Source organism: Pseudarthrobacter sp. HLT1-3 (assembly GCF_059383535.1).
In genome coordinates, this window is the sequence record NZ_JBWZCJ010000025.1 from 1 (window position 1) to 17,806 (window position 17,806).

A 17,806-nucleotide genomic window follows, 5' to 3' on the forward strand; every position below is an offset into this window, starting at 1 on the left:
GCACCGCTGCTGACAGCCGGCCATCAAGATGACAACGCGCTACCAGTCAGCAAGCAGGGCTTCTCGTGGATCACGTAAAACCACTACCGCCCCACGCTCCTAGCCCACCCCTTTGAGGTGTTCAACGGCGGGGTCGCCGGTTCCGTCGTCGAGGATGGCGATCACATCGATCCGGCGCAGCGGCATGCGGAGTTCATGGTCCCGGCACCACGCGGAGCCCAGAAGGTGCAGACGTGCCAGTTTGTCCGCACCGACGGCTTCGAAGGGATGCCCGTAGGCGAGGGACGTGCGTGTTTTCACTTCAGCGATGACCAGCGTGTCGCCGTCGAGCGCGACGATGTCGATTTCGCCTTTCGGGCACCGCCAGTTGCGGTCCACGATGCGCATGCCCTGGGCTTTCAGGTAGCCGGCAGCGTATTCCTCCCCGCGCCGGCCCAGCACGTCTTTAGCTCTCATGAAACCATCCTGCGCCGCGGTAAGAGCATGGCACAGGCGTGCACAACGCTATGTGGGAAACTTCGGCAAGGACCGGCCAATTAGAAAGCAAGGCGTTCAGCGTCAGGCACGCGGAACGCCGAAACCTGTCGTGGCCACGCCTTAGCCTTCAAGTGCCGGCGTCCACCAGGCGGACGGCGAACACCATCACCAGTTTCAGGAGGACGAGCATGACAACGAATTCAGCATGTGAGCCGTGGTGCGACGAGCACAATGACGCCGCAGACGAGTGCCTGACCCTGCGGTGCCTGTACTCAGATCGTGAGGAACGGACACTGCCAGCCGGGAAACCTGAATTCGCGGCCCTGGCCGCGCTGTTTAAGGCTCCGGCCGGCTTCCCGGATCAGGTCAACTCAATCTTCATCGAAGTGAGCTTCATCCCGGCAGAAGAGGACCGGCCGGAGATGGTCCTTCGCTTTCGGGACATCAGCAAGGACGCTGACTCGGCCACCCTCAGCACGACGGCAGCCGGCCTCAGGCAACTGCACGCCAGCCTTGGTGAATTTCTCCAGGAGCTCGAATAGCCGGCCGGCGGGTCATCCGGATCAGTTCCCGAGATCGCCGGCCTTGGGCAAGGCGAGTTCCTCGCTGCGCGGGAGCTCCTCGACGTTGACGTCTTTGAAGGTGATGACGCGGACACTCTTGACGAAGCGGGCGGAGCGGTAGACGTCCCAGACCCAGGCGTCCTGCAGCGTCAGGTCGAAGTAGACTTCGCCGTCAGCGCTGCGCGCCTGCAGGTCAACGTGGTTTGCCAGATAGAATCGCCGTTCGGTCTCGACAACGTAGCTGAACAGCCCGACAACGTCCCGGTATTCGCGGTAGAGCTGCAGCTCCATGTCGGTCTCATAGTTTTCAAGGTCCTCGGCACTCATGATTCCATCTTGCACCATCCGGCGGCACCCGCGCGCCACGGGCGGTCCCGCGGCACCCCGCCGCAGCCATTGCCTCGAGGGCGAAACGGCACCGGACGTCAGTCCGCGAGCAGCTGCCAGCTCACCCGGTGGTACGGCGTGGGCCCGGCGGCGCGGAGGGCGTTCTTGTGTGCTGCAGTGCCGTAGCCCTTGTTTTCGTCCCAGCCAAAGGCAGGGTATTCAAGGTGCAGTTCGCGCATCAGGCCGTCACGTTCCACCTTGGCCAGAATCGACGCCGCGGCAACGCTCAGGCACTGCATGTCCGCCTTGACGAGGGTGTGTACCGGCGCCTCGCACGCCGGCGCCGCCGGCCCGTCGTCGAACAGGGACGGCTGGGTCGCGGGCGAGAGCCAGTTGTGGCTGCCGTCCAGGAGCACGACATCCGGGGTCACTCCTGCAGCCAGCACCGCGAACCAGGCGCGCGTGCCGGCGAGCCGGAGCGCGGCGATGATGCCCAGGTCGTCGATCTCATTCGCGGACGCGTGGCCAACGGCCGAAGCCACACTCCAGGCCCTGACCAGCGGGACCAGGCGTTCGCGGTCTTCCACTTTGAGCAGTTTGCTGTCCCGCACGTCGGCGAGCAGCTTCTGCTGGTGCAGATCCACGACGGCGATGCCCACGCTGACGGGCCCGGCCAGGGCGCCGCGGCCCACCTCGTCGATACCGGCGACGAGCCGGGCGCCGGAGCTGCGGAAGCGGTGTTCGTAATCGAGGGTGGGGGCTTCGGACATGAGGTCGGCCAGCTACTTTCCTGCCGGGGCGGGCACGTCGCGGAAGACGTCCGGATAGTTATCCAGGGCCGTGATGCGGTTCAGCGGCCAGGCGATGACGGCTGCCTTGCCCTCGATATCGGCGATGTCGACGAAGCCGTCGTTGCTGTCCGTGTGCGCGCGCGAGTCGGCGGAGTGGTTCCGGTTGTCGCCCATGACCCAGACCTTGCCCTCGGGCACCACGACGTCGAAGTCGCGGATTTGGGGCACTTCGGCGGGGTTGATGTAGCTCTCGTCCAGCGGCGCACCGTTGACCATGATCCTGCCTCCCACATCGCAGCAGACCACATGATCACCGGGAAGCCCGACGACGCGTTTGACGAGGTGCTGCTCCGAATTGTCCGGCAACAGGCCGATGAAGGTCAGCCCGTCCTGCACCCAGGTGAAGGGCCCGGCTTCCTTCTCCGCCATCGGGACGAGCCAGCCCTGGGTGTCCCGGAACACCACGACGTCGCCGTGCTGCAGGGCAAAGGGCTCCGGGACCAAGAGGTTGACGAAGATCCTGTCATTCACGTCCAGCGTGCTGACCATGGATTCGGACGGGATGTAGAAGGCGCGGAAAAGGAAGGTCTTGATCAGGAAGGACAATACGATGGCGACGAGCACCACGGTGGCCACTTCCTTGGCCCAGAGGAACAGCGGGCTGTGGCGCTCCCGGGACTTCGCCCGTCGGGCACGCTTCGACGCGCTTCCCGCATGGGCAGGTCCGCCCGCCGCCGGGATGTCATTGTCGGGTCCGCCCGCGTCGGGGACGTCGGTTGCCCGTCCGCCCGCAGCGGTGGCGTCCGTGGCCGGGACGTCCCGGACCGCAGCAGGAGGGGCCGGAACCGAATACGCCGGGGTCGCCGGGGCGGATTCCTTGGCGTAGCCCCGGTCGGTGCCGATGTCGGGCGTGACAGCGTAGTCCCCGCCCACGGGGTGTTCCGTGACGGGAATCGCGGAGGAGGTAACCCGGGGCTGGTTCTGCCCCCGCGGATCAGGAGTCCGGGGTCCGGTCTCGGGCATCTACTGTCCGTTCTTTTCTGTCGTCGTGGCGGCCTCGGGTGGCCGTCCTACTGCTGTAAATCTATCAAGCGGCCAGATGATCCGGACGGGTCTGCCGATCACCCGGTCCGTTGGCACCATGCCCCCGCCGGGGGCGCCCAGCAGGCTACGGGAATCGGCAGAGAGGGACCGGTGGTCCCCCATCAGCCAGAGCCTGTCCGGGGGAACGATCACACTGAACTTCAGCTCACTGGCAGCGTCCCCCTCATAGAGATAGGGTTCCGCAACTTGCTGGCCGTTGACTGTAAGTTTCCCGGCGGCGTCGCAGCAAATCACGTGGTCCCCGGGGAGTCCGATGACTCGTTTGATGAAGGTGGTCTCACCGCCGGAGAGGCCTATCCAGTGCCCCACGCCGCCGAGGACGTCCAGTACCGGGCCGTTGCCGCTGGTCAGCGGGGCGAAGGAGCCCCGGCCATCGAAAACGACGACGTCGGCACGGCCCACCGGCTCGCCCCTGAAGTCAGTCCGCGAAACGAGGATCCTGTCCCCCTCGCGGAAGAGCGGTTCCATCGAGGCGGAGGGGATGTAGTAAACGTCGAGCCATAGCGACCGGACCAGCCCGCTGATGATTACGGCCAGGACCACCGCCGGTAACACAAAACGCCAGCCGAGTTTCCTGGGCTGGCGTTTTGTGTGTTCCATGGTCCGTATCCTCTAACGCTTTTCTGAAGTGAACAGCGCTGTTGCGGATGCTCCGGCGCTGGCCGGACACGGTCCGTGGACCCGCGACGAAGTCTGCGGTGGAAGTCTGGGAAGACTTACTTTGCGGTCTGGAAGTCGCGCTTTTCCTTGATCTTGGCGGCCTTGCCGCGCAGATCGCGCATGTAGTACAGCTTGGCGCGGCGCACGTCGCCCTTGGAGACGAGCTCGATCTTCTCGATGATCGGGGAGTGCACCGGGAATTTACGCTCCACGCCAACACCGAAGGAGACCTTGCGGATGCTGAAGGTTTCGCGCAGTCCGTCGCCGTGGCGCCCCAGGACGAAGCCCTGGAAGACCTGGACACGGGAGTTCTTGCCTTCGATGATGTTCACGTGAACCTTGAGGGTGTCACCCGCGCGGAAGGCCGGAATATCGGTGCGCAACGAGGCTGCGTCTACGGAATCGAGAATATGCATTGATTCACTCCTGGTGAACGCCACAGGTCCTTCACGTTGGGTCACGGCGGCCAAACCCGGGCGAATCTATGGCCCGGAAATCCCGCCGAAAATTTGTGAATCCGGTTCCGTCAGGACTTGACGGGACCGGGGTGCCGCGCTGTTGGTCACGCTCCCCCTGTGGCAGGTTCGCAACCCAGCAGGCACAAGGACTAATTTTGCCACATCCCGGGCGTTCCAGCCAATCCACTCAGGCGGAATCCCCACCGGCCTCCGCGCGGCGGACCAAACGGCCGTCGACGATGTCGTACCCGAGGTCCGCGAAGGCGGTGCGGTCGGCGCGGGGCAGCCTGGCGGCGTCGAACTCCGCCAGCAGGTCCGGGCGGCGTTCTGAGGTGCGCCGGTACTGTTCATGCCGGCGCCACTGGGCGATCTTGCCGTGGTTGCCGCTGAGCAACACCGCCGGAACCTCGCGGTCCCGCCAGTTCGACGGTTTGGTGTAGACCGGGTACTCCAGCAGCCCGTCCGAGTGCGACTCCTCCACGAGCGACTCCGGGTTGCCGACGACACCGGGGAGCAGTCGCCCGATGGCCTCGACCATCGCCAGCACGGCCACTTCGCCGCCGTTGAGGACGTAGTCGCCGAGACTCACGGGACGCACCGTGAAGTGCCCGGCGGCCCATTCCATCACCCGCTCATCGATACCTTCGTAGCGGCCGCAGGCGAACACCAGCCGGTCCTCTTCCGCCAGTTCGTGGGCCGTGGCCTGGGTGAACCGCTCCCCTGCCGGTGAGGGCACGATCAGGACCGGCTTCCCGGCCTCGGCGGGACGGTCGGCCGCCACGGCCGCCAGTGCTTGGGCCCACGGTTCGGGCTTCATGACCATACCGGCGCCGCCGCCATACGGGGTGTCATCCACGGTCCGGTGGCGGTCCGTGGTGAAGTCGCGGAGGTCGTGGACGTTCAGTTCCAACAGCCCGTCCTGGCGCGCCTTGCCGATCAGGGAAAGTTCCAGGGGTGCCAGGTATTCGGGGAAGATACTGACAACGTCGATCCGCATTTAGGCGTTGTCTCCGGCGTCGGCGCGGTCGTCCGAGCTGGTGGCTGCCGGGGGCTTCGGCTGGTCGCCGGACTTTGCCTCTGCCGCGGACTTTGCCTCGTCTTCTGCGTTGACCTCAAACAGGCCCGGGGGCGGGGTGACCACCACGTAGCCTTCCCCGACGTTGACTTCGGGCACGATCTGTTCCACGAAGGGGATCAGGATTTCCTTCCCGTCGGTCGCGGTGACCATGAGCAGGTCCTGGACCGGGAGGGTGCGCAGGCCGGAAACCTTGCCGACCACCTGGCCGCCGACGCGGACTTCGAGGCCCTCGAGCTCATGCTCGTACCAGCCTTCGTCGTCGTCATCGTCATCGAGATCTTCAGTTTCGACGAACAGCTTGGCACCGCGAAGGGTTTCCGCCTCGTTGCGGGTCTCGATCTCCTCGAACGCCAGCAGCAGGATGTCCTTGTTCCAGCGTGCGCTGATGATGGTGAGGGGGCCGGCCGAGGCAGGTTCCACCACGAACCGGGTGCCCGGGACGAAGCGGTCACCGGGCGCGTCGGTGAGCACCTGGACGGTCACTTCGCCGCGGATGCCGTGGGGCTTGCCGATTCGTGCCACCTGAAGCTGCATCTGTTCCTCTGTTCGGGATTGGTGTTTCTGCTGGTCTACGGGGAAAACAGTCCGGCCCCTCCACCATTATCTGGTGAAGGGGCCGGACTCAAGACAAGTACTGCTGAAGCGTTACCGGCGGCGGTCGGTGTCGACGACGTCGACCCTGACCGGCTCGCCGTCCGCCAGTGCTGCCACCACAGTGCGCAGGGCGCGTGCGGTGCGGCCCTGGCGGCCGATCACCCGTCCGAGGTCGTCCTGATGAACGCGCACTTCGAGGGTGTCCCCGCGGCGGTTGTTCTTCGCACTGACCTTGACATCCTCAGGACTGTCAACGATCCCGCGGACCAGGTGTTCGAGCGCATCAGCCAGCAATTTACTCAGCCTCGGTGATCTCTGCTGCTGCGTCGGCGGGGGCCTCGGCTGCGTCGTCCTTCTTGGCCTTCTTGGTGATGGCTTCCGGGATGATCACGGAACCCTTTTCCGGGGTTACGAAGGGAGCCTTGGGGGCCTTGGTCTTCAAGGTACCCTCCTGGCCCGGGAGACCCTTGAACTTCTGCCAGTCACCGGTGATCTTAAGGATCGCGGCAACCTGCTCGGACGGCTGTGCGCCGACGCCGAGCCAGTACTGTGCGCGGTCCGTGTCGACCTCGATGTACGAGGGCTCTTCGGTCGGGTGGTACTTGCCGATCTCTTCGATGGCACGGCCGTCACGCTTGGAGCGTGCGTCCATGACGACGATGCGGTAGTACGGTGCGCGCATCTTGCCAAAGCGCTTAAGGCGAATCTTTACGGCCACTTTTGTGGTCACTCCTGTTTCTGAAACGGGGTCGAGCCCGGCGTTCTGCACCCGTGGGGCGGGCCATACTAGTGGGTTCTAAAAGGACAGGATCCGGACGTGGAGAGAGGGGCCACGCAGATCGAGTACCTGCTTATTGTGCCAGATCGGCGGCGGGATATCGACTTGACACCCGCGGCCGGTCCATTTTGGGTCCTGGCGTGAGTCAGGATGTCCAGACGTAGAGGCCGGACCTGCTGTCGGGATCGACGCCTGCGGCCAGTTCGGCAAGCTGCCGGACGTAGCGGACGGCCTGCTCCGCACCAAAGGGCATATCCTCTTCCGCGGCCCAGCTTTCGGCGACGTCGGCCAGGACGTCGCCTTCGCCTTCGGTCTCGTAGCTGAGCAGATCGGCGAGGGCTCGGACCATCGCCGGCGGGACGCCGAGCAGGGAGTCGCTGGCCACATCCACCATCGCGAGTTCGTAGTCTGCGCCGGAGGCGTGGACGGCAGTGCCGGCCAGGTCCCCCAGGCGTTCGACCTCGAAGTCGCTGATATCCGCAATCCGGACGGCTCCGGGGGCTGCTGCGGCCCCGCCGTCGAGGGCGGTGGCGCGCTTGAGGGCTTCATCGTGGGTGGAAACAAAGACTTCGGTGAATCCCATGGAGCTCATCCTTAGAGGTCTGGCGGCACTGGGCCGCTGATTTCGGCGTCGCTTCAGCCTAACCGTTTCAGCCTGGGCCGGTGCCCGGACTGGACATGCCCTCCCCCGACCGCGACCAATGGACATAAAGCCACTATGCCCACTCCTGGCCGCGACCGGTGGACCTGCTCCGCGGTCCTGTCCGCGAAAAGTGGACATGTCCTCTGCCAACCTGGCCGCGCCGTGCCTCACTCGCCCCCGGCCCGGTGGACATGCCCTCCCCCTGACCTGCACGAAAGGACATATAGGCACCATGTTTATTCGCTGCCGTCTGCGCTGGACATGTCCTTAGGCCGAGCCGACAGGGTCCAGCAGGGACAGGGTCCAGCAGGGGCAGGCTTCAGCAAGGGCAGGGTCCGGCCCGGCGGTCACTCAGCGGGCGGCGACGCGGATCCGGTTGCGCCACGGGTCCTCGAAGCGCAGTTCGGCTCCGGTGTGGTGGGACTGGACGCCGCCGGTCTTGAGGCGGTCGGCGAGGGCTCCGACGTCGTCTCCGGACGGTACTTCGATCAGCACCTCGCCCAGACCCAGGGTGTCGTGGCGGGGGCCGGCGCCACGGCTGTTCCAGACGTTCATGGCCATGTGGTGGTGGTAGCCGCCGGCGGAGACGAACAGGGCCTGTCCGTGCCAGCCCGCAGTCCGTTCGAACCCGAGGGTGCCGACGTAGAAGTCCTGGGCGGACTGGACGTCGCCGACCTGCAGGTGGACGTGGCCGATGCCGGCTTCCGCCTGGCGCTGCCCGCTCACGGACTCCTCGGTCAGGAACTGCTCGAGGTAGCGCTGCGGCGGCAGGGCAAGGCTGTCCATGACGACGTTCTTGCCGTCCCAGGACCAGGCGTCGCGGGGACGGTCCCAGTAGAGCTCAATGCCGTTGCCCTCGGGATCCGTGAAGTAGAACGCTTCGCTGACGAGGTGGTCGGCGCTGCCGGTGAAGGACTGCGGCTCGTACTGCGCCGCGCTGGCGACGGTGGCGGCAAGGGAGGACTGGTCGTCGAACAACAGGGCCGTGTGGAAGAGGCCGGCCTCACCGCGGGACGGGACGCTCAGGCCGGGAGCCGGCGCCAGGTGGACCAGGGGCTTCTGCTGGCGTCCCAGGTAGATCCCGCCGTCCTGCTCGGTCACAATATCGAGGCCGAGGGCGCGCTGGTAGTAATCCGTCATGACCTTCATGTCGCCGACCTTGAGCATCACGGTGCCCATGGTGAGTTCGGCGGGAAGAAGATCCTGGGTGCTCTTTTCTGCAGTCATCTGATCGCTCCGGTGCTTAAGCGGCCACCGACCTTCGATGACCTTACATCTAGCTAAATTACTTGAAGCTTCAATTTATTCCTAATGTGGGTCCGGATTTTCCTAGCGGACGATTTCTCCGCGAAGCACGATGTTCCGGAGGCTCCGCAGTGTTGCCAGATTGCTGCGCGGATCCTCGGCGCAGACCAGGACGTCGGTGCTGGCACCTTCGGTGATGCCGCCGGCCCGCAGCCAGGCCCGGGCGGCCCAGGCGCCGGCGTCGAGGGCGGACCCGGCCGGGAGCCCGGCGGCGTGCAGCGCCTGGATTTCGTCGACGATGCGGCCGTGCCTGATGACGCTGCCGGCGTCCGTTCCGGCGTAGATGGTGACGCCGGCTTCGAAGGCTGCCAGGACCCGTTCCGCCCGGCCCTCCCAGAGTGCGCGCATGTGCGCTGCGTAGCGGGGGAACTTCGCCTCCGCCTGCGCGGCGATGTCGGGGAAGGTGGCGATGTTGATGAGGGTGGGGACAATCGGGACTTTCTGCTCGGCGAAACGCGCCAGATGCCGCGGAAGCAGGCCAGTCGCGTGCTCGATGCAGTCGATTCCGGCGTCAAGCATGTCGTCCAGGGTGTCTTCGGCGAAGCAGTGTGCCGTGACCCGGGCGCCTTCATCATGGGCGGCCTGGACCGCGTCCTTGAGCGTCCGGGCCGGGAAACTGGCGGCGAGGTCACCGGCGTCGCGGTCGATCCAGTCCCCCACGAGTTTGACCCAGCCGTCGCCGGCCCGCGCCTGCTTGCGAACGGCCTCCACCAGGTCCGCGGGCTCCACCTCGACGGCGAACCCCCGAAGGTACCGCCGGGTCCTCGCGATGTGCCGGCCGGAGCGGATGATGCGCGGCAGGTCCGCACGTTGCTGGATCCAGCGGGTGTCGTGAACGGCACCGGCGTCGCGGATGAGGAGGGTCCCGGCGTCGCGGTCGGTCACGGCCTGTTCTTCCGCCATCCGCTCCGGAACGTCCCCGCCGGGGCCAAGCCCGATGTGGCAGTGCGCGTCGACCAGTCCGGGGATGACCCACCCGGCCAGGACGAGGTCCGGGGCGGCGGCCGGCCGGCGGAAAGTCAGGCGGCCGTCGACGGACCACAGCCCGTGGTGTTCCCGCTCGGGTCCGGTGAGGATGGGGCCGCTGAACTCGATGTTTCCGGTCATGAGCTAAAGCCTAATCCGCATGGCGATCCGCCGGCCGAGATCATCCAGCCCCAGCCGCGCCTCGCGGGTTCTCAGTGCGGCCAGTGCGGGCCCCGGTTCGGCGATCTCCTCGAAGCCGCAGCCCGCGTAAAACGGCGCGTTGAACGGAACGTCCGCGAAGGTGCACAGTGTCATCGATTCGTAACCCTGGCTCCGGGCAGCCGCGAGGGCAGATTTCAGCAGGGACCGTCCGATCCCGTGCCCGGCAGAGTCCGGATGCACGGAGAGCTGTTCCAGATGGGCCTGGCCGCCAACGACATCAACGCGGGCAAACCCCACGGGCGGGGTTCCGGCAACCAGGACGAAGAGCGGAACCCCTGCAGCAAGGGGCTCCGCGGCCGGGAGCGGCCGGTGACCCAGCTGAGCCTCGAGGAGGTGGTCGGCTGCCGCCTCGAGAACCGTCAGCGCCGGGAGGTCTTCCGGCGTCGCCGTCCTGATCCGGGTCGCGGCCCGAGACCCACGGTCCACTTCAGGAGGCGTGGGCGTGCTGCTGCCGCCCGACGTCGGCGATGAAGGCCCGGATGAGCCGGTTCCCTTCGGCTGAATCGTGCGGCCGGTGGCCGCCCGGCGCGATGCGGTGCAGGGCCCCGGTCTCCCGCAGGTAGCCCGCGATTTCTTCGTAGAGCGGCTCCCAGCCGCCGGTCAGGATCAGGGTGGGGACGCCCGGAACGATCTGCAGCGGGGCTTCCCAGGCCGGGGCCTGCAGGCGGAGTCGGCGCGCCTCCCGCTGGTCCTCGGGGCTCGGGGCTCCCAGAGTTGACTGGGACGGGGTGTGCGCCGCGAACACCCGGCGGACGAATTCGCGGTGGAAGTCCTCATCGCTCAGGTGGTGGCGGACTTCGAAAAGCGGCTGCATCAGGGCCCGGTGCGCCGCCGTGGCCGGCTGGTCCGCGGTCAGCGAGAGGCAGGACGGTTCCACAAGGGTCAGGGAGTGGACCAGGTCGGGACGTTCGACGGCGGCCATCATCGCGGCGATGGCCCCCTGGGAATGCGCGACGACGTGGCCGCCCGCCTCGCCGCGGCCGTCGTCGGCCAGGGCGCGGAGCACGATGGCGGCGTCGGCAGCGAAGTCAGTTTCCAGCGGCTCGGCGACCGGGTCATAGCCGTGGCGGCGCAGGAACAGCGCATCGTAGTTCAGCGCCATCCCGTGCTGTTTCGGCCACGCGGCAGCGCCGAAACTGCCCGCCCCGTGGACGAAGACTACGCGCTGCTTGTACATGGTCTAACCCTATGACACCGGCCCGGCCGACGGGCCTGCGACATTTCGGCCGGCAGCGGCTATTTGCCGCCGCCGAGGAACTTGTCGAAGCCCTTGGGGAGGTTCAGCTGGGAGGGATCGAAGTCCCCGCCCTGCTGGCCGAACGAGGCACCGGTGGGAAGGGCCTTCGCGCCCTCGGCCCGGCGGGCCTGGGCATCCTTGAGCTCCTGTGCCGCCTTGGCAGGGTTGCCGGAGCGGGCCTTTTTCTTGGGTGCGCTCTTGGCGCCCTTGCGGGCTGCTCCGCCGCCCATGCCGGGCATCCCCGGCATTCCGGGCATGCCGCCGCCGGCAGCCATCTTCTTCATCATCTTCTGGGCCTGGGCGAAACGTTCCAGCAGTCCGTTAACCTCGGACACATGCACACCGGAGCCGCGGGCAATTCGGGCCCGGCGGGAGCCGTTGATGATCTTGGGGGCGACGCGTTCGTGCGGGGTCATGGAACGCACGATCGCCTCAACGCGGTCGATTTCGCGCTCGTCGAACTGCTCAAGCTGCTGCCGGATGTTCTGCGCCCCGGGCATCATCATGAGCATCTTCTTCATGGAACCCATGTTGCGGATCTGCTGCATCTGGGCGAGGAAGTCGTCCAGCGTGAAGTCTTCCTGGTCGGCGAACTTCTGCGCCATCCGGGCCGCTTCGTCCTTGTCCCAGGACTTCTCCGCCTGCTCGATCAAGGTGAGCACGTCACCGAGGTCGAGGATGCGTGAGGCCATGCGGTCCGGGTGGAAGAGCTCGAAGTCGTCCAGGCCTTCGCCGGTGGACGCGAACATCACGGGCTTTCCGGTGACCGAGGAGACGGACAGCGCGGCACCGCCGCGTGCGTCGCCGTCGAGCTTGGAAAGCACAATGCCGGTGAAGTTGACGCCTTCGTCGAAGGCCATGGCCGTGTTGACGGCGTCCTGGCCGATCATGGCGTCGACTACGAACAGCACTTCGTTCGGAACGATGGCGCGGCGGATCTGGCGCGCCTGTTCCATCATCTCGGCGTCCACGCCGGTCCGGCCGGCGGTGTCAACGATTACGACGTCGTGCAGGGTGCGGCGGGCTTCCTCGACGCCGGCACGGGCGACCGAGACCGGGTCGCCGGCCGGGTGGTCAAGTTCGGTGGAGGTGGCGCCCGGGTGCGGCGCGAACACGGGCACACCGGCCCGTTGGCCGACGACCTGGAGCTGGGTGACGGCATTGGGACGCTGCAGGTCGCAGGCCACCAGCATGGGGCTGTGGCCCTGCGCCTTGAGGTACTTGGACAGCTTGCCGGCCAGGGTGGTCTTGCCGGCACCCTGAAGGCCGGCAAGCATGATGATGGTGGGACCGGTCTTGGCCAGCCGGATCCGGCGGGTCTCGCCGCCGAGGATCTCGACAAGCTCCTCGTTGACAATCTTCACGATCTGCTGGCCCGGGTTCAGCGCGGCCGATACCTCGGCGCCGAGGGCACGCTCGCGCACCCGCCCGGTGAATTCGCGGACCACGGGAACCGCGACATCGGCGTCCAGGAGGGCGCGCCGGATTTCGCGGACAGTGGCGTCAACATCCGCCTCGGTCAGGCGGCCCTTGCCACGGAGATTCTTGAAGGTTGCTGTCAACCGGTCAGAGAGTGAATTGAACACGCGCCGTGCACTTCTTTCAGTGGATCTACGGATGGCGGCCGGTCTGGCACGCCAGCGTCGCGACTGATGTTCGCCTGAACGAACCGCCTCGACAACGGGACTCGACTATCTAGGGTACCAAGACGCGCCTTCAAGATGGCATGCTGACTTAGATGACCAGCCAACCAACAGTGAAAACCCTGCTCATCCTGGGCGCCTCGGGCGACCTGACCGGCCGGCTCCTGCTGCCGGGCCTGGCCCGGCTCGTGTCCCGGGGACGCGCCGACGGGCTCACGCTGGTGGGCGCGGGGTCGGATGACTGGACCCCGGAACAATGGCTGGAGCGCGTCGAAGAGTCCTTCGCGGACGCCAACTCCCAGGCCGAGGCCTACGGCCGGCGGGAGCTCAAACGGATCCGGGAGAGCACCAGCTACCACCAGCTGGACGTCACCGCCGACGGGCAACTGGCGGGCCTGCTGGCCCAATTGAAGGGGCCGGTGGCCATCTACTTCGCCCTCCCGCCGCGGGTCAGCCAGCTGGCCTGCGAGGCGCTGACGCCGGGCCAGGTTCCGGCGGGGACCCGGCTGGTCATGGAAAAGCCGTTTGGTTCCAGCGAGGAATCCGCCAGGCACCTGAACAAGACCCTGGCTGCGCTGGCCCCGGAGGACCATATCCACCGCGTGGACCACTTCCTGGGCAAGGCAACGGTGCTGAACATCCTGGGCCTGCGCTTCGCCAACACCTTCCTGGAGCCGGTGTGGAACCGGGAGCACATCGAAAAGGTCGAGATTGTCTTCGACGAGGACCTCGCGCTGGAGGGGCGGGCCCGCTACTACGACGGCGCCGGGGCCCTCCGCGACATGATCCAGAGCCACCTGTTGCAGATCATGGCCCTGCTGGCGATCGAACCGCCCGCGTCGGTGGACGAGCGGGACCTCCGCGACGCCGTCGCGACGGTGCTGCGCGCCAGCAGCGTCACGGCGCCCTACGCAAAGAGCACCCGCCGCGCCCGGTACACCGCCGGAACCGTCGGCGGCCGGAAGGTCCCGGACTATGCCACGGAAGAGGGCGTGGACGCGGCCCGCGGCACCGAGACGCTGGCCGAGGTCGAAGTGGGGATCGACAACTGGCGCTGGCAGGGCGTCCCGTTCATCCTGCGTTCCGGCAAGGCCCTGGGCATCAAGCGCAAGGAGGCCGTGGTGACCTTCCGTCCGGTGCCGCACCTGCCCAGGGGCTTCACCGGGGTGGACTCCCCCAACCAGCTGAGGATCGGTTTCGGGCCGGACACGCTGCAGTTCGACGTCGACGTGAACGGTCCCGGCGATGTCCTCAGCCTGGACCGCACCACCCTGAAGGCGGAGCTGAGCGGCTCGGAGCTGCTGCCGTACGGGGAAGTCCTGGAGGGTGTCCTGACCGGCGATCCCCTGCTCTCCGTCCGAGCCGATACCGCGGAGGACTGCTGGCGGATCCTGGCGCCTGTCCTCAAGGCCTGGGCCCGGGACAGCGCACCGTTGGAGGAGTACGCCGCAGGTAGCGGCGGACCGGAGGGCTGGCCCAGCTGACCGGGCGGACCTGGTGGATTGAGCCGGCAGGGCGGACCGACTAAGGCGCTGTCTATCCGCCGGACGCACAAAGGCGGGCCGGGCACCTTCCAGGTACCCGGCCCGCCTTGTTGTTGTGCGGCGCTGTTGTGCAGCGTAGTTGCGCAGCCGCCGCCTGCTTAGATGGCGGCCGATCCGCGTTCGCCGGTGCGGACCCGCACCGCTTCGAACACATCCACCGTCCAGACCTTGCCGTCGCCGGCCCGGCCGGTGTTCGAGCTGGCGATGATGACATCCAGGATGTCGTCCGCCTGTTCGTCGGTGGCCAGGACCTCCACCCGGATCTTGGGGAGCAGGTCCACGTTGTACTCGGCGCCGCGGTACACCTCGGTGTAGCCCCGCTGCCGGCCGTAGCCGCTGGCCGCGCTGACCGTGAGGCCCTGCACGCCGTAGGATTCGAGCCCTTCCCGGATGGCGTCGAGCTTCTCCGGCCGGACGATTGCTGTGATCAGTTTCATGCCTCCACACTTTCCTTGCCTGCTGCTGCCTTCTTTTGTCCGTTGGACGACGCGTTGGTCGGCGCGTCCACCGTTCCGGCGGCGGGAGCCACGGCCTGGGACTTGCCGGTGATGAGTTCGTGCAGCGGGGTGAAGCTTCCGCCGTGGCCGCCAACACCGAATTCGTAGGCGGTTTCGGCGTGCAGGCTAAGGTCCACGCCCACGACTTCCTGTTCCTGGGAAACCCGGAAGCCCATGGTCTTGTGGATGGCGAGGGCGATGATGGTGGTCATCACTGCGGAGTAGGCGATGGCGATACCGGCCGCTGCGAGCTGCGCCCACAGCTGGGTGAGGCCGCCGCCGTAGAACAGGCCGCCGCCAACACCGTCAGCCGGGAGGGCGATGAAGCCCAGGGCCACGGTACCGATGATGCCCGAGACGAGGTGGACACCGACGACGTCGAGCGAGTCGTCAAAGCCCCAGCGGAACTTGAGACCGACGGCGAGCGCTGATGCCGCACCGGCGATCAGGCCGAGGCCAAGCGCGCCGAGCGGGCTGACGTTGGCGCAGGCCGGGGTGATGGCGACGAGTCCGGCAACCACACCGGAGGCGGCACCAAGCGAGGTCGGGTGACCGTCGCGGATACGCTCCGTGATGAGCCAGCCGAGCATGGCCGCGGCGGGGGCAGCCAGGGTGTTGACCCAGATCAGGCCACCCTGTTCCGCCGTCGTCGCTGCGCCGCCGTTGAAGCCGAACCAGCCGAACCAGAGGATGGCCGCACCGAGCATCACAAACGGAATGTTGTGCGGGCGGTGGTTGGGGTCCTTGCCGAAGCCCTTGCGGTTGCCGATGATCAGCACGAGGATCAATGCGGCAACACCGGCGTTGATGTGGACCACTGTTCCGCCGGCGAAGTCAATTGCCGGACCGAGGGCCTGGCCGATCGCGCCTTCCGGGCCAAACAGCCCGCCGCCCCAGACCATGTAGGCCAGCGGGCAGTAAACCAGCGTGACCCAGACCGGGACGAACACGGTCCAGGCGCCGAACTTGGCGCGGTCCGCGATCGCGCCGCTGATCAGGGCGACGGTGATGATGGCGAAGGTGGCCGCGTAGCCGACCTTGATGAGTCCGTCAGGCGTGTCGATGCCCTCCAGCCCGAAGGTGGCGAACGGGTTTCCCACCATCTGCAGGAAGCCCTCGCCGGAGCTCATCGAGGCGCCCCAGAGCACCCAGACCACACCGACCATGCCGATGGAGATGAAACTCATCATCATCATGTTCAGTGCGGCCTTGGCGCGCGTCATGCCGCCGTAGAAAAATGCGAGTCCTGGTGTCATGAACAGCACGAGTGCCGCTGCCACCATCAGCCATACGTGACCTGCGGTAAGTTCCATGGTGCACGTCCTCCCTTGCTTGGATGCGATCCAGAAGTTGTTGTTGCGGAGTTTTGTTGTTGCGGAGTTCTCCGCGTGCCTCAACGCGGTTTGCGTTCTAAGACGATTTTGTCGGTGCCGTGTTTCGCCGGCGGAGGATTTAGATTGCCGCGGTGTTACAAGAACCTCCCGGAAGTAAATGGTGCAAATCCTTCTTGTTACGGTTATGTTTCGAGCTTTCCAACATCCCCGTTCCCCCCGCCCGTTTCGCCAGGAAGCCACCACCATGAGTAAGACCTCCCGCCCCGCGGGTTCCCCGCCGCAGGCCGGTGCCCGCGGCAACGGAAGGGCGGTACTGCCCCGCGACATCAAGGTGATGTTGGTCGCTGCCTTCCTCATCGCGCTCGGCTTCGGCCTTGTGGCCCCGGTCCTCCCGCAGTTCGCCACCACCTTCGACGTCGGCGCGACGGCGGCTGCCGTGATCGTGAGCATCTTTGCGTTCATGCGGCTCGTGTTCGCCCCCGCGGGTGGTGCGCTGATTGTGCGGCTCGGCGAACGGCCGGTCTACGTGGCCGGCCTGCTGATCGTTGCGGCGTCGACGGCGGCGTGCGCCTTCGCCCAGGACTACTGGCAGCTGCTCATCTTCCGGGGCCTCGGCGGCGCCGGTTCGGTGATGTTCACGGTGGCCTCGATGGCCCTCGTGGTCCGGCTGGCGCCGCCCGAAAGCCGTGGCCGGGTGTCCGGGGCGTATGCCTCGGCGTTCCTGATCGGCAATGTGTGCGGCCCGGTGGTGGGCGGCCTGCTGGCCGGCTTCGGTCTGCGCGTGCCGTTCCTCGTCTACGCGGCCGCCCTGGTCCTGGCAGCGCTCGTGGTGCAGACCCAGCTGAGCCATGTTCCGGCTGCCTCCCGCCCTGACGGGAGTACGGCGCCGGCAATGGAGCTGCGTGCGGCACTGCGGGACAGCGCCTACCGGGCCGGGCTGTTCTCCAGCTTCGCGAACGGCTGGGCGACCTTCGGCGTGCGGATGGCCACGGTCCCGCTCTTCGCCGTCGCCGCGCTGAACGCGGGGCCGGAATCGGCGGGCTGGGCCCTGGCCATGTTCGCCGCTGCCAACGCCGTGGCGCTGACGTTCTCGGGCAAACTCGCGGACAGTCTGGGCCGGAAGCCGATGATGATTTCCGGGCTGCTGGTAACCGGAATAGCGACGGCAGCGATCGGATTCACGCACGACCTGCCCTGGTTCCTCGCGGCAACCGCCGCCGCGGGCATCGGCTCAGGCCTGCTCGGCCCCGCCCAGCAGGCGGTCATGGCCGACGTGATCGGCAATGAGCGCTCCGGCGGGCGGGTGCTTGCGATCTTCCAGATGACGGCCGACAGCGGCGCGATCATCGGCCCGGTCCTGGCCGGGCTCCTCGCAGACCGGCTGGGCTACGGCTGGGCCTTCGGCGTCACCGGCGGTGTCCTCGTCGCGGCCGCCGCGGGCTGGATGCTTGCCCGGGAGACGTTCCAGCGGCCGGCGGCGCGCGCCGCCTGACCCCGCAGGGTAGACCGGGGAGCCCGAGGGCTAAACAAGAACCGGTTAGAGCACAACGGCCCGCAGCGCAGCCGTTGTCCATGGCAGCGCTGC

Annotated in this window: 21 protein-coding genes; 3 read left to right on the forward strand and 18 right to left on the reverse strand. The window is 66.9% G+C overall.

The genetic code is table 11. From position 1 onward, the window contains the following. Nucleotides 1–99 precede the first annotated feature (99 nt). On the reverse strand, nucleotides 100–456 hold the full coding sequence (locus AC50X9_RS18100; protein WP_494895809.1) for a YraN family protein: 357 nt from the start codon (nucleotides 454–456) through the stop codon (nucleotides 100–102). Nucleotides 457–665: 209 nt separating this feature from the next. Here AC50X9_RS18100 and AC50X9_RS18105 point away from each other — a divergent pair, with 209 nt between their 5' ends. Next, nucleotides 666–1,019: a hypothetical protein gene (locus AC50X9_RS18105; protein ID WP_494895811.1), complete on the forward strand. Its 354-nt coding sequence runs from the start codon at nucleotides 666–668 to the stop codon at nucleotides 1,017–1,019. A 21-nt stretch (nucleotides 1,020–1,040) separates the two neighbouring features. Here the strand turns inward: AC50X9_RS18105 and AC50X9_RS18110 are convergent, their stop codons facing one another. From AC50X9_RS18110 to ffh, 15 genes are all read right to left on the reverse strand, one after another. Beyond that, nucleotides 1,041–1,367 (reverse strand): DUF2469 domain-containing protein, encoded by a 327-nt coding sequence (locus AC50X9_RS18110; RefSeq protein ID WP_069952106.1) that lies wholly within the window; start codon nucleotides 1,365–1,367, stop codon nucleotides 1,041–1,043. 98 nt (nucleotides 1,368–1,465) lie between these two features. Beyond that, entirely contained in the window at nucleotides 1,466–2,137 is a 672-nt protein-coding gene (rnhB, locus tag AC50X9_RS18115; protein WP_494895813.1) for a ribonuclease HII, read from the reverse strand. Nucleotides 2,138–2,149: 12 nt separating this feature from the next. Next, entirely contained in the window at nucleotides 2,150–3,181 is a 1,032-nt protein-coding gene (gene lepB, locus AC50X9_RS18120) for a signal peptidase I (protein WP_494895815.1), read from the reverse strand. Further along, a complete protein-coding gene (lepB, locus tag AC50X9_RS18125) occupies nucleotides 3,182–3,862 on the reverse strand; it encodes a signal peptidase I (protein WP_494895817.1) in 681 nt (226 codons plus the stop codon). 116 nt (nucleotides 3,863–3,978) lie between these two features. Then, nucleotides 3,979–4,338, reverse strand: a complete 360-nt coding sequence (gene rplS / locus AC50X9_RS18130) for a 50S ribosomal protein L19 (protein ID WP_494895819.1) — start codon at nucleotides 4,336–4,338, stop codon at nucleotides 3,979–3,981. A 229-nt stretch (nucleotides 4,339–4,567) separates the two neighbouring features. Beyond that, nucleotides 4,568–5,377, reverse strand: coding sequence for a tRNA (guanosine(37)-N1)-methyltransferase TrmD (trmD, locus tag AC50X9_RS18135; protein ID WP_494895821.1), 810 nt, complete (start codon nucleotides 5,375–5,377; stop codon nucleotides 4,568–4,570). Beyond that, on the reverse strand, nucleotides 5,378–5,992 hold the full coding sequence (gene rimM, locus AC50X9_RS18140; RefSeq protein ID WP_494895823.1) for a ribosome maturation factor RimM: 615 nt from the start codon (nucleotides 5,990–5,992) through the stop codon (nucleotides 5,378–5,380). A 111-nt stretch (nucleotides 5,993–6,103) separates the two neighbouring features. After that, nucleotides 6,104–6,346 carry an RNA-binding protein gene (locus AC50X9_RS18145; RefSeq protein ID WP_290257539.1) on the reverse strand — a complete coding sequence of 81 codons (243 nt, stop codon included), beginning with the start codon at nucleotides 6,344–6,346 and terminating at the stop codon, nucleotides 6,104–6,106. 1 nt (nucleotide 6,347) lies between these two features. Further along, nucleotides 6,348–6,770 (reverse strand): 30S ribosomal protein S16, encoded by a 423-nt coding sequence (gene rpsP / locus AC50X9_RS18150; RefSeq protein WP_494895826.1) that lies wholly within the window; start codon nucleotides 6,768–6,770, stop codon nucleotides 6,348–6,350. 205 nt (nucleotides 6,771–6,975) lie between these two features. After that, a complete protein-coding gene (locus tag AC50X9_RS18155; protein ID WP_494895828.1) occupies nucleotides 6,976–7,413 on the reverse strand; it encodes a hypothetical protein in 438 nt (145 codons plus the stop codon). Between the two features lie 411 nt (nucleotides 7,414–7,824). Continuing rightward, on the reverse strand, nucleotides 7,825–8,700 hold the full coding sequence (locus AC50X9_RS18160; protein ID WP_494895830.1) for a VOC family protein: 876 nt from the start codon (nucleotides 8,698–8,700) through the stop codon (nucleotides 7,825–7,827). 102 nt (nucleotides 8,701–8,802) lie between these two features. Continuing rightward, nucleotides 8,803–9,885 carry an amidohydrolase family protein gene (locus tag AC50X9_RS18165; protein ID WP_494895832.1) on the reverse strand — a complete coding sequence of 361 codons (1,083 nt, stop codon included), beginning with the start codon at nucleotides 9,883–9,885 and terminating at the stop codon, nucleotides 8,803–8,805. A 3-nt stretch (nucleotides 9,886–9,888) separates the two neighbouring features. Then, nucleotides 9,889–10,392: a GNAT family N-acetyltransferase gene (locus AC50X9_RS18170; RefSeq protein ID WP_494895834.1), complete on the reverse strand. Its 504-nt coding sequence runs from the start codon at nucleotides 10,390–10,392 to the stop codon at nucleotides 9,889–9,891. A gap of 1 nt (nucleotide 10,393) precedes the next feature. Continuing rightward, a complete protein-coding gene (locus AC50X9_RS18175; protein ID WP_494895836.1) occupies nucleotides 10,394–11,143 on the reverse strand; it encodes an alpha/beta fold hydrolase in 750 nt (249 codons plus the stop codon). Between the two features lie 59 nt (nucleotides 11,144–11,202). Further along, nucleotides 11,203–12,789 (reverse strand): signal recognition particle protein, encoded by a 1,587-nt coding sequence (gene ffh / locus AC50X9_RS18180; RefSeq protein WP_494895838.1) that lies wholly within the window; start codon nucleotides 12,787–12,789, stop codon nucleotides 11,203–11,205. A 152-nt stretch (nucleotides 12,790–12,941) separates the two neighbouring features. Here ffh and AC50X9_RS18185 point away from each other — a divergent pair, with 152 nt between their 5' ends. Next, nucleotides 12,942–14,330, forward strand: a complete 1,389-nt coding sequence (locus tag AC50X9_RS18185; RefSeq protein WP_494895840.1) for a glucose-6-phosphate dehydrogenase — start codon at nucleotides 12,942–12,944, stop codon at nucleotides 14,328–14,330. A 158-nt stretch (nucleotides 14,331–14,488) separates the two neighbouring features. Here AC50X9_RS18185 and AC50X9_RS18190 read toward each other — a convergent pair whose 3' ends face one another. Together AC50X9_RS18190 and AC50X9_RS18195 are read right to left on the reverse strand one after the other, a co-directional pair. Then, complete coding sequence (locus AC50X9_RS18190; RefSeq protein ID WP_427171188.1) at nucleotides 14,489–14,827, reverse strand: P-II family nitrogen regulator; 339 nt, start codon at nucleotides 14,825–14,827, stop codon at nucleotides 14,489–14,491. Further along, on the reverse strand, nucleotides 14,824–16,200 hold the full coding sequence (locus AC50X9_RS18195) for an ammonium transporter (protein ID WP_494895842.1): 1,377 nt from the start codon (nucleotides 16,198–16,200) through the stop codon (nucleotides 14,824–14,826). The genes AC50X9_RS18190 and AC50X9_RS18195 overlap by 4 nt, the downstream gene beginning before the upstream one ends. 265 nt (nucleotides 16,201–16,465) lie before the next feature. Here AC50X9_RS18195 and AC50X9_RS18200 point away from each other — a divergent pair, with 265 nt between their 5' ends. Further along, the gene (locus tag AC50X9_RS18200; protein ID WP_494895844.1) at nucleotides 16,466–17,713 is read left to right on the forward strand and encodes an MFS transporter; all 1,248 of its coding nucleotides are present in this window, start codon (nucleotides 16,466–16,468) and stop codon (nucleotides 17,711–17,713) included. The last annotated feature ends 93 nt before the right edge of the window (nucleotides 17,714–17,806 follow it).

Excerpts from the sequence above, each read along its gene's own strand:
- AC50X9_RS18165 (WP_494895832.1), bottom strand. The coding sequence starts at position 9,885 with ATGACCGGAAACATCGAGTTCAGCGGCCCCATCCTCACCGGACCCGAG.
- AC50X9_RS18200 (WP_494895844.1), top strand. The coding sequence starts at position 16,466 with ATGAGTAAGACCTCCCGCCCCGCGGGTTCCCCGCCGCAGGCCGGTGCC.
- AC50X9_RS18175 (WP_494895836.1), bottom strand. The coding sequence starts at position 11,143 with ATGTACAAGCAGCGCGTAGTCTTCGTCCACGGGGCGGGCAGTTTCGGC.
- AC50X9_RS18195 (WP_494895842.1), bottom strand. The coding sequence starts at position 16,200 with ATGGAACTTACCGCAGGTCACGTATGGCTGATGGTGGCAGCGGCACTC.
- AC50X9_RS18105 (WP_494895811.1), top strand. The coding sequence starts at position 666 with ATGACAACGAATTCAGCATGTGAGCCGTGGTGCGACGAGCACAATGAC.
- AC50X9_RS18100 (WP_494895809.1), bottom strand. The coding sequence starts at position 456 with ATGAGAGCTAAAGACGTGCTGGGCCGGCGCGGGGAGGAATACGCTGCC.
- lepB (WP_494895817.1), bottom strand. The coding sequence starts at position 3,862 with ATGGAACACACAAAACGCCAGCCCAGGAAACTCGGCTGGCGTTTTGTG.
- AC50X9_RS18190 (WP_427171188.1), bottom strand. The coding sequence starts at position 14,827 with ATGAAACTGATCACAGCAATCGTCCGGCCGGAGAAGCTCGACGCCATC.
- rimM (WP_494895823.1), bottom strand. The coding sequence starts at position 5,992 with ATGCAGCTTCAGGTGGCACGAATCGGCAAGCCCCACGGCATCCGCGGC.
- rnhB (WP_494895813.1), bottom strand. The coding sequence starts at position 2,137 with ATGTCCGAAGCCCCCACCCTCGATTACGAACACCGCTTCCGCAGCTCC.
- lepB (WP_494895815.1), bottom strand. The coding sequence starts at position 3,181 with ATGCCCGAGACCGGACCCCGGACTCCTGATCCGCGGGGGCAGAACCAG.
- AC50X9_RS18155 (WP_494895828.1), bottom strand. The coding sequence starts at position 7,413 with ATGGGATTCACCGAAGTCTTTGTTTCCACCCACGATGAAGCCCTCAAG.
- AC50X9_RS18185 (WP_494895840.1), top strand. The coding sequence starts at position 12,942 with ATGACCAGCCAACCAACAGTGAAAACCCTGCTCATCCTGGGCGCCTCG.
- trmD (WP_494895821.1), bottom strand. The coding sequence starts at position 5,377 with ATGCGGATCGACGTTGTCAGTATCTTCCCCGAATACCTGGCACCCCTG.
- rplS (WP_494895819.1), bottom strand. The coding sequence starts at position 4,338 with ATGCATATTCTCGATTCCGTAGACGCAGCCTCGTTGCGCACCGATATT.
- AC50X9_RS18160 (WP_494895830.1), bottom strand. The coding sequence starts at position 8,700 with ATGACTGCAGAAAAGAGCACCCAGGATCTTCTTCCCGCCGAACTCACC.
- AC50X9_RS18110 (WP_069952106.1), bottom strand. The coding sequence starts at position 1,367 with ATGAGTGCCGAGGACCTTGAAAACTATGAGACCGACATGGAGCTGCAG.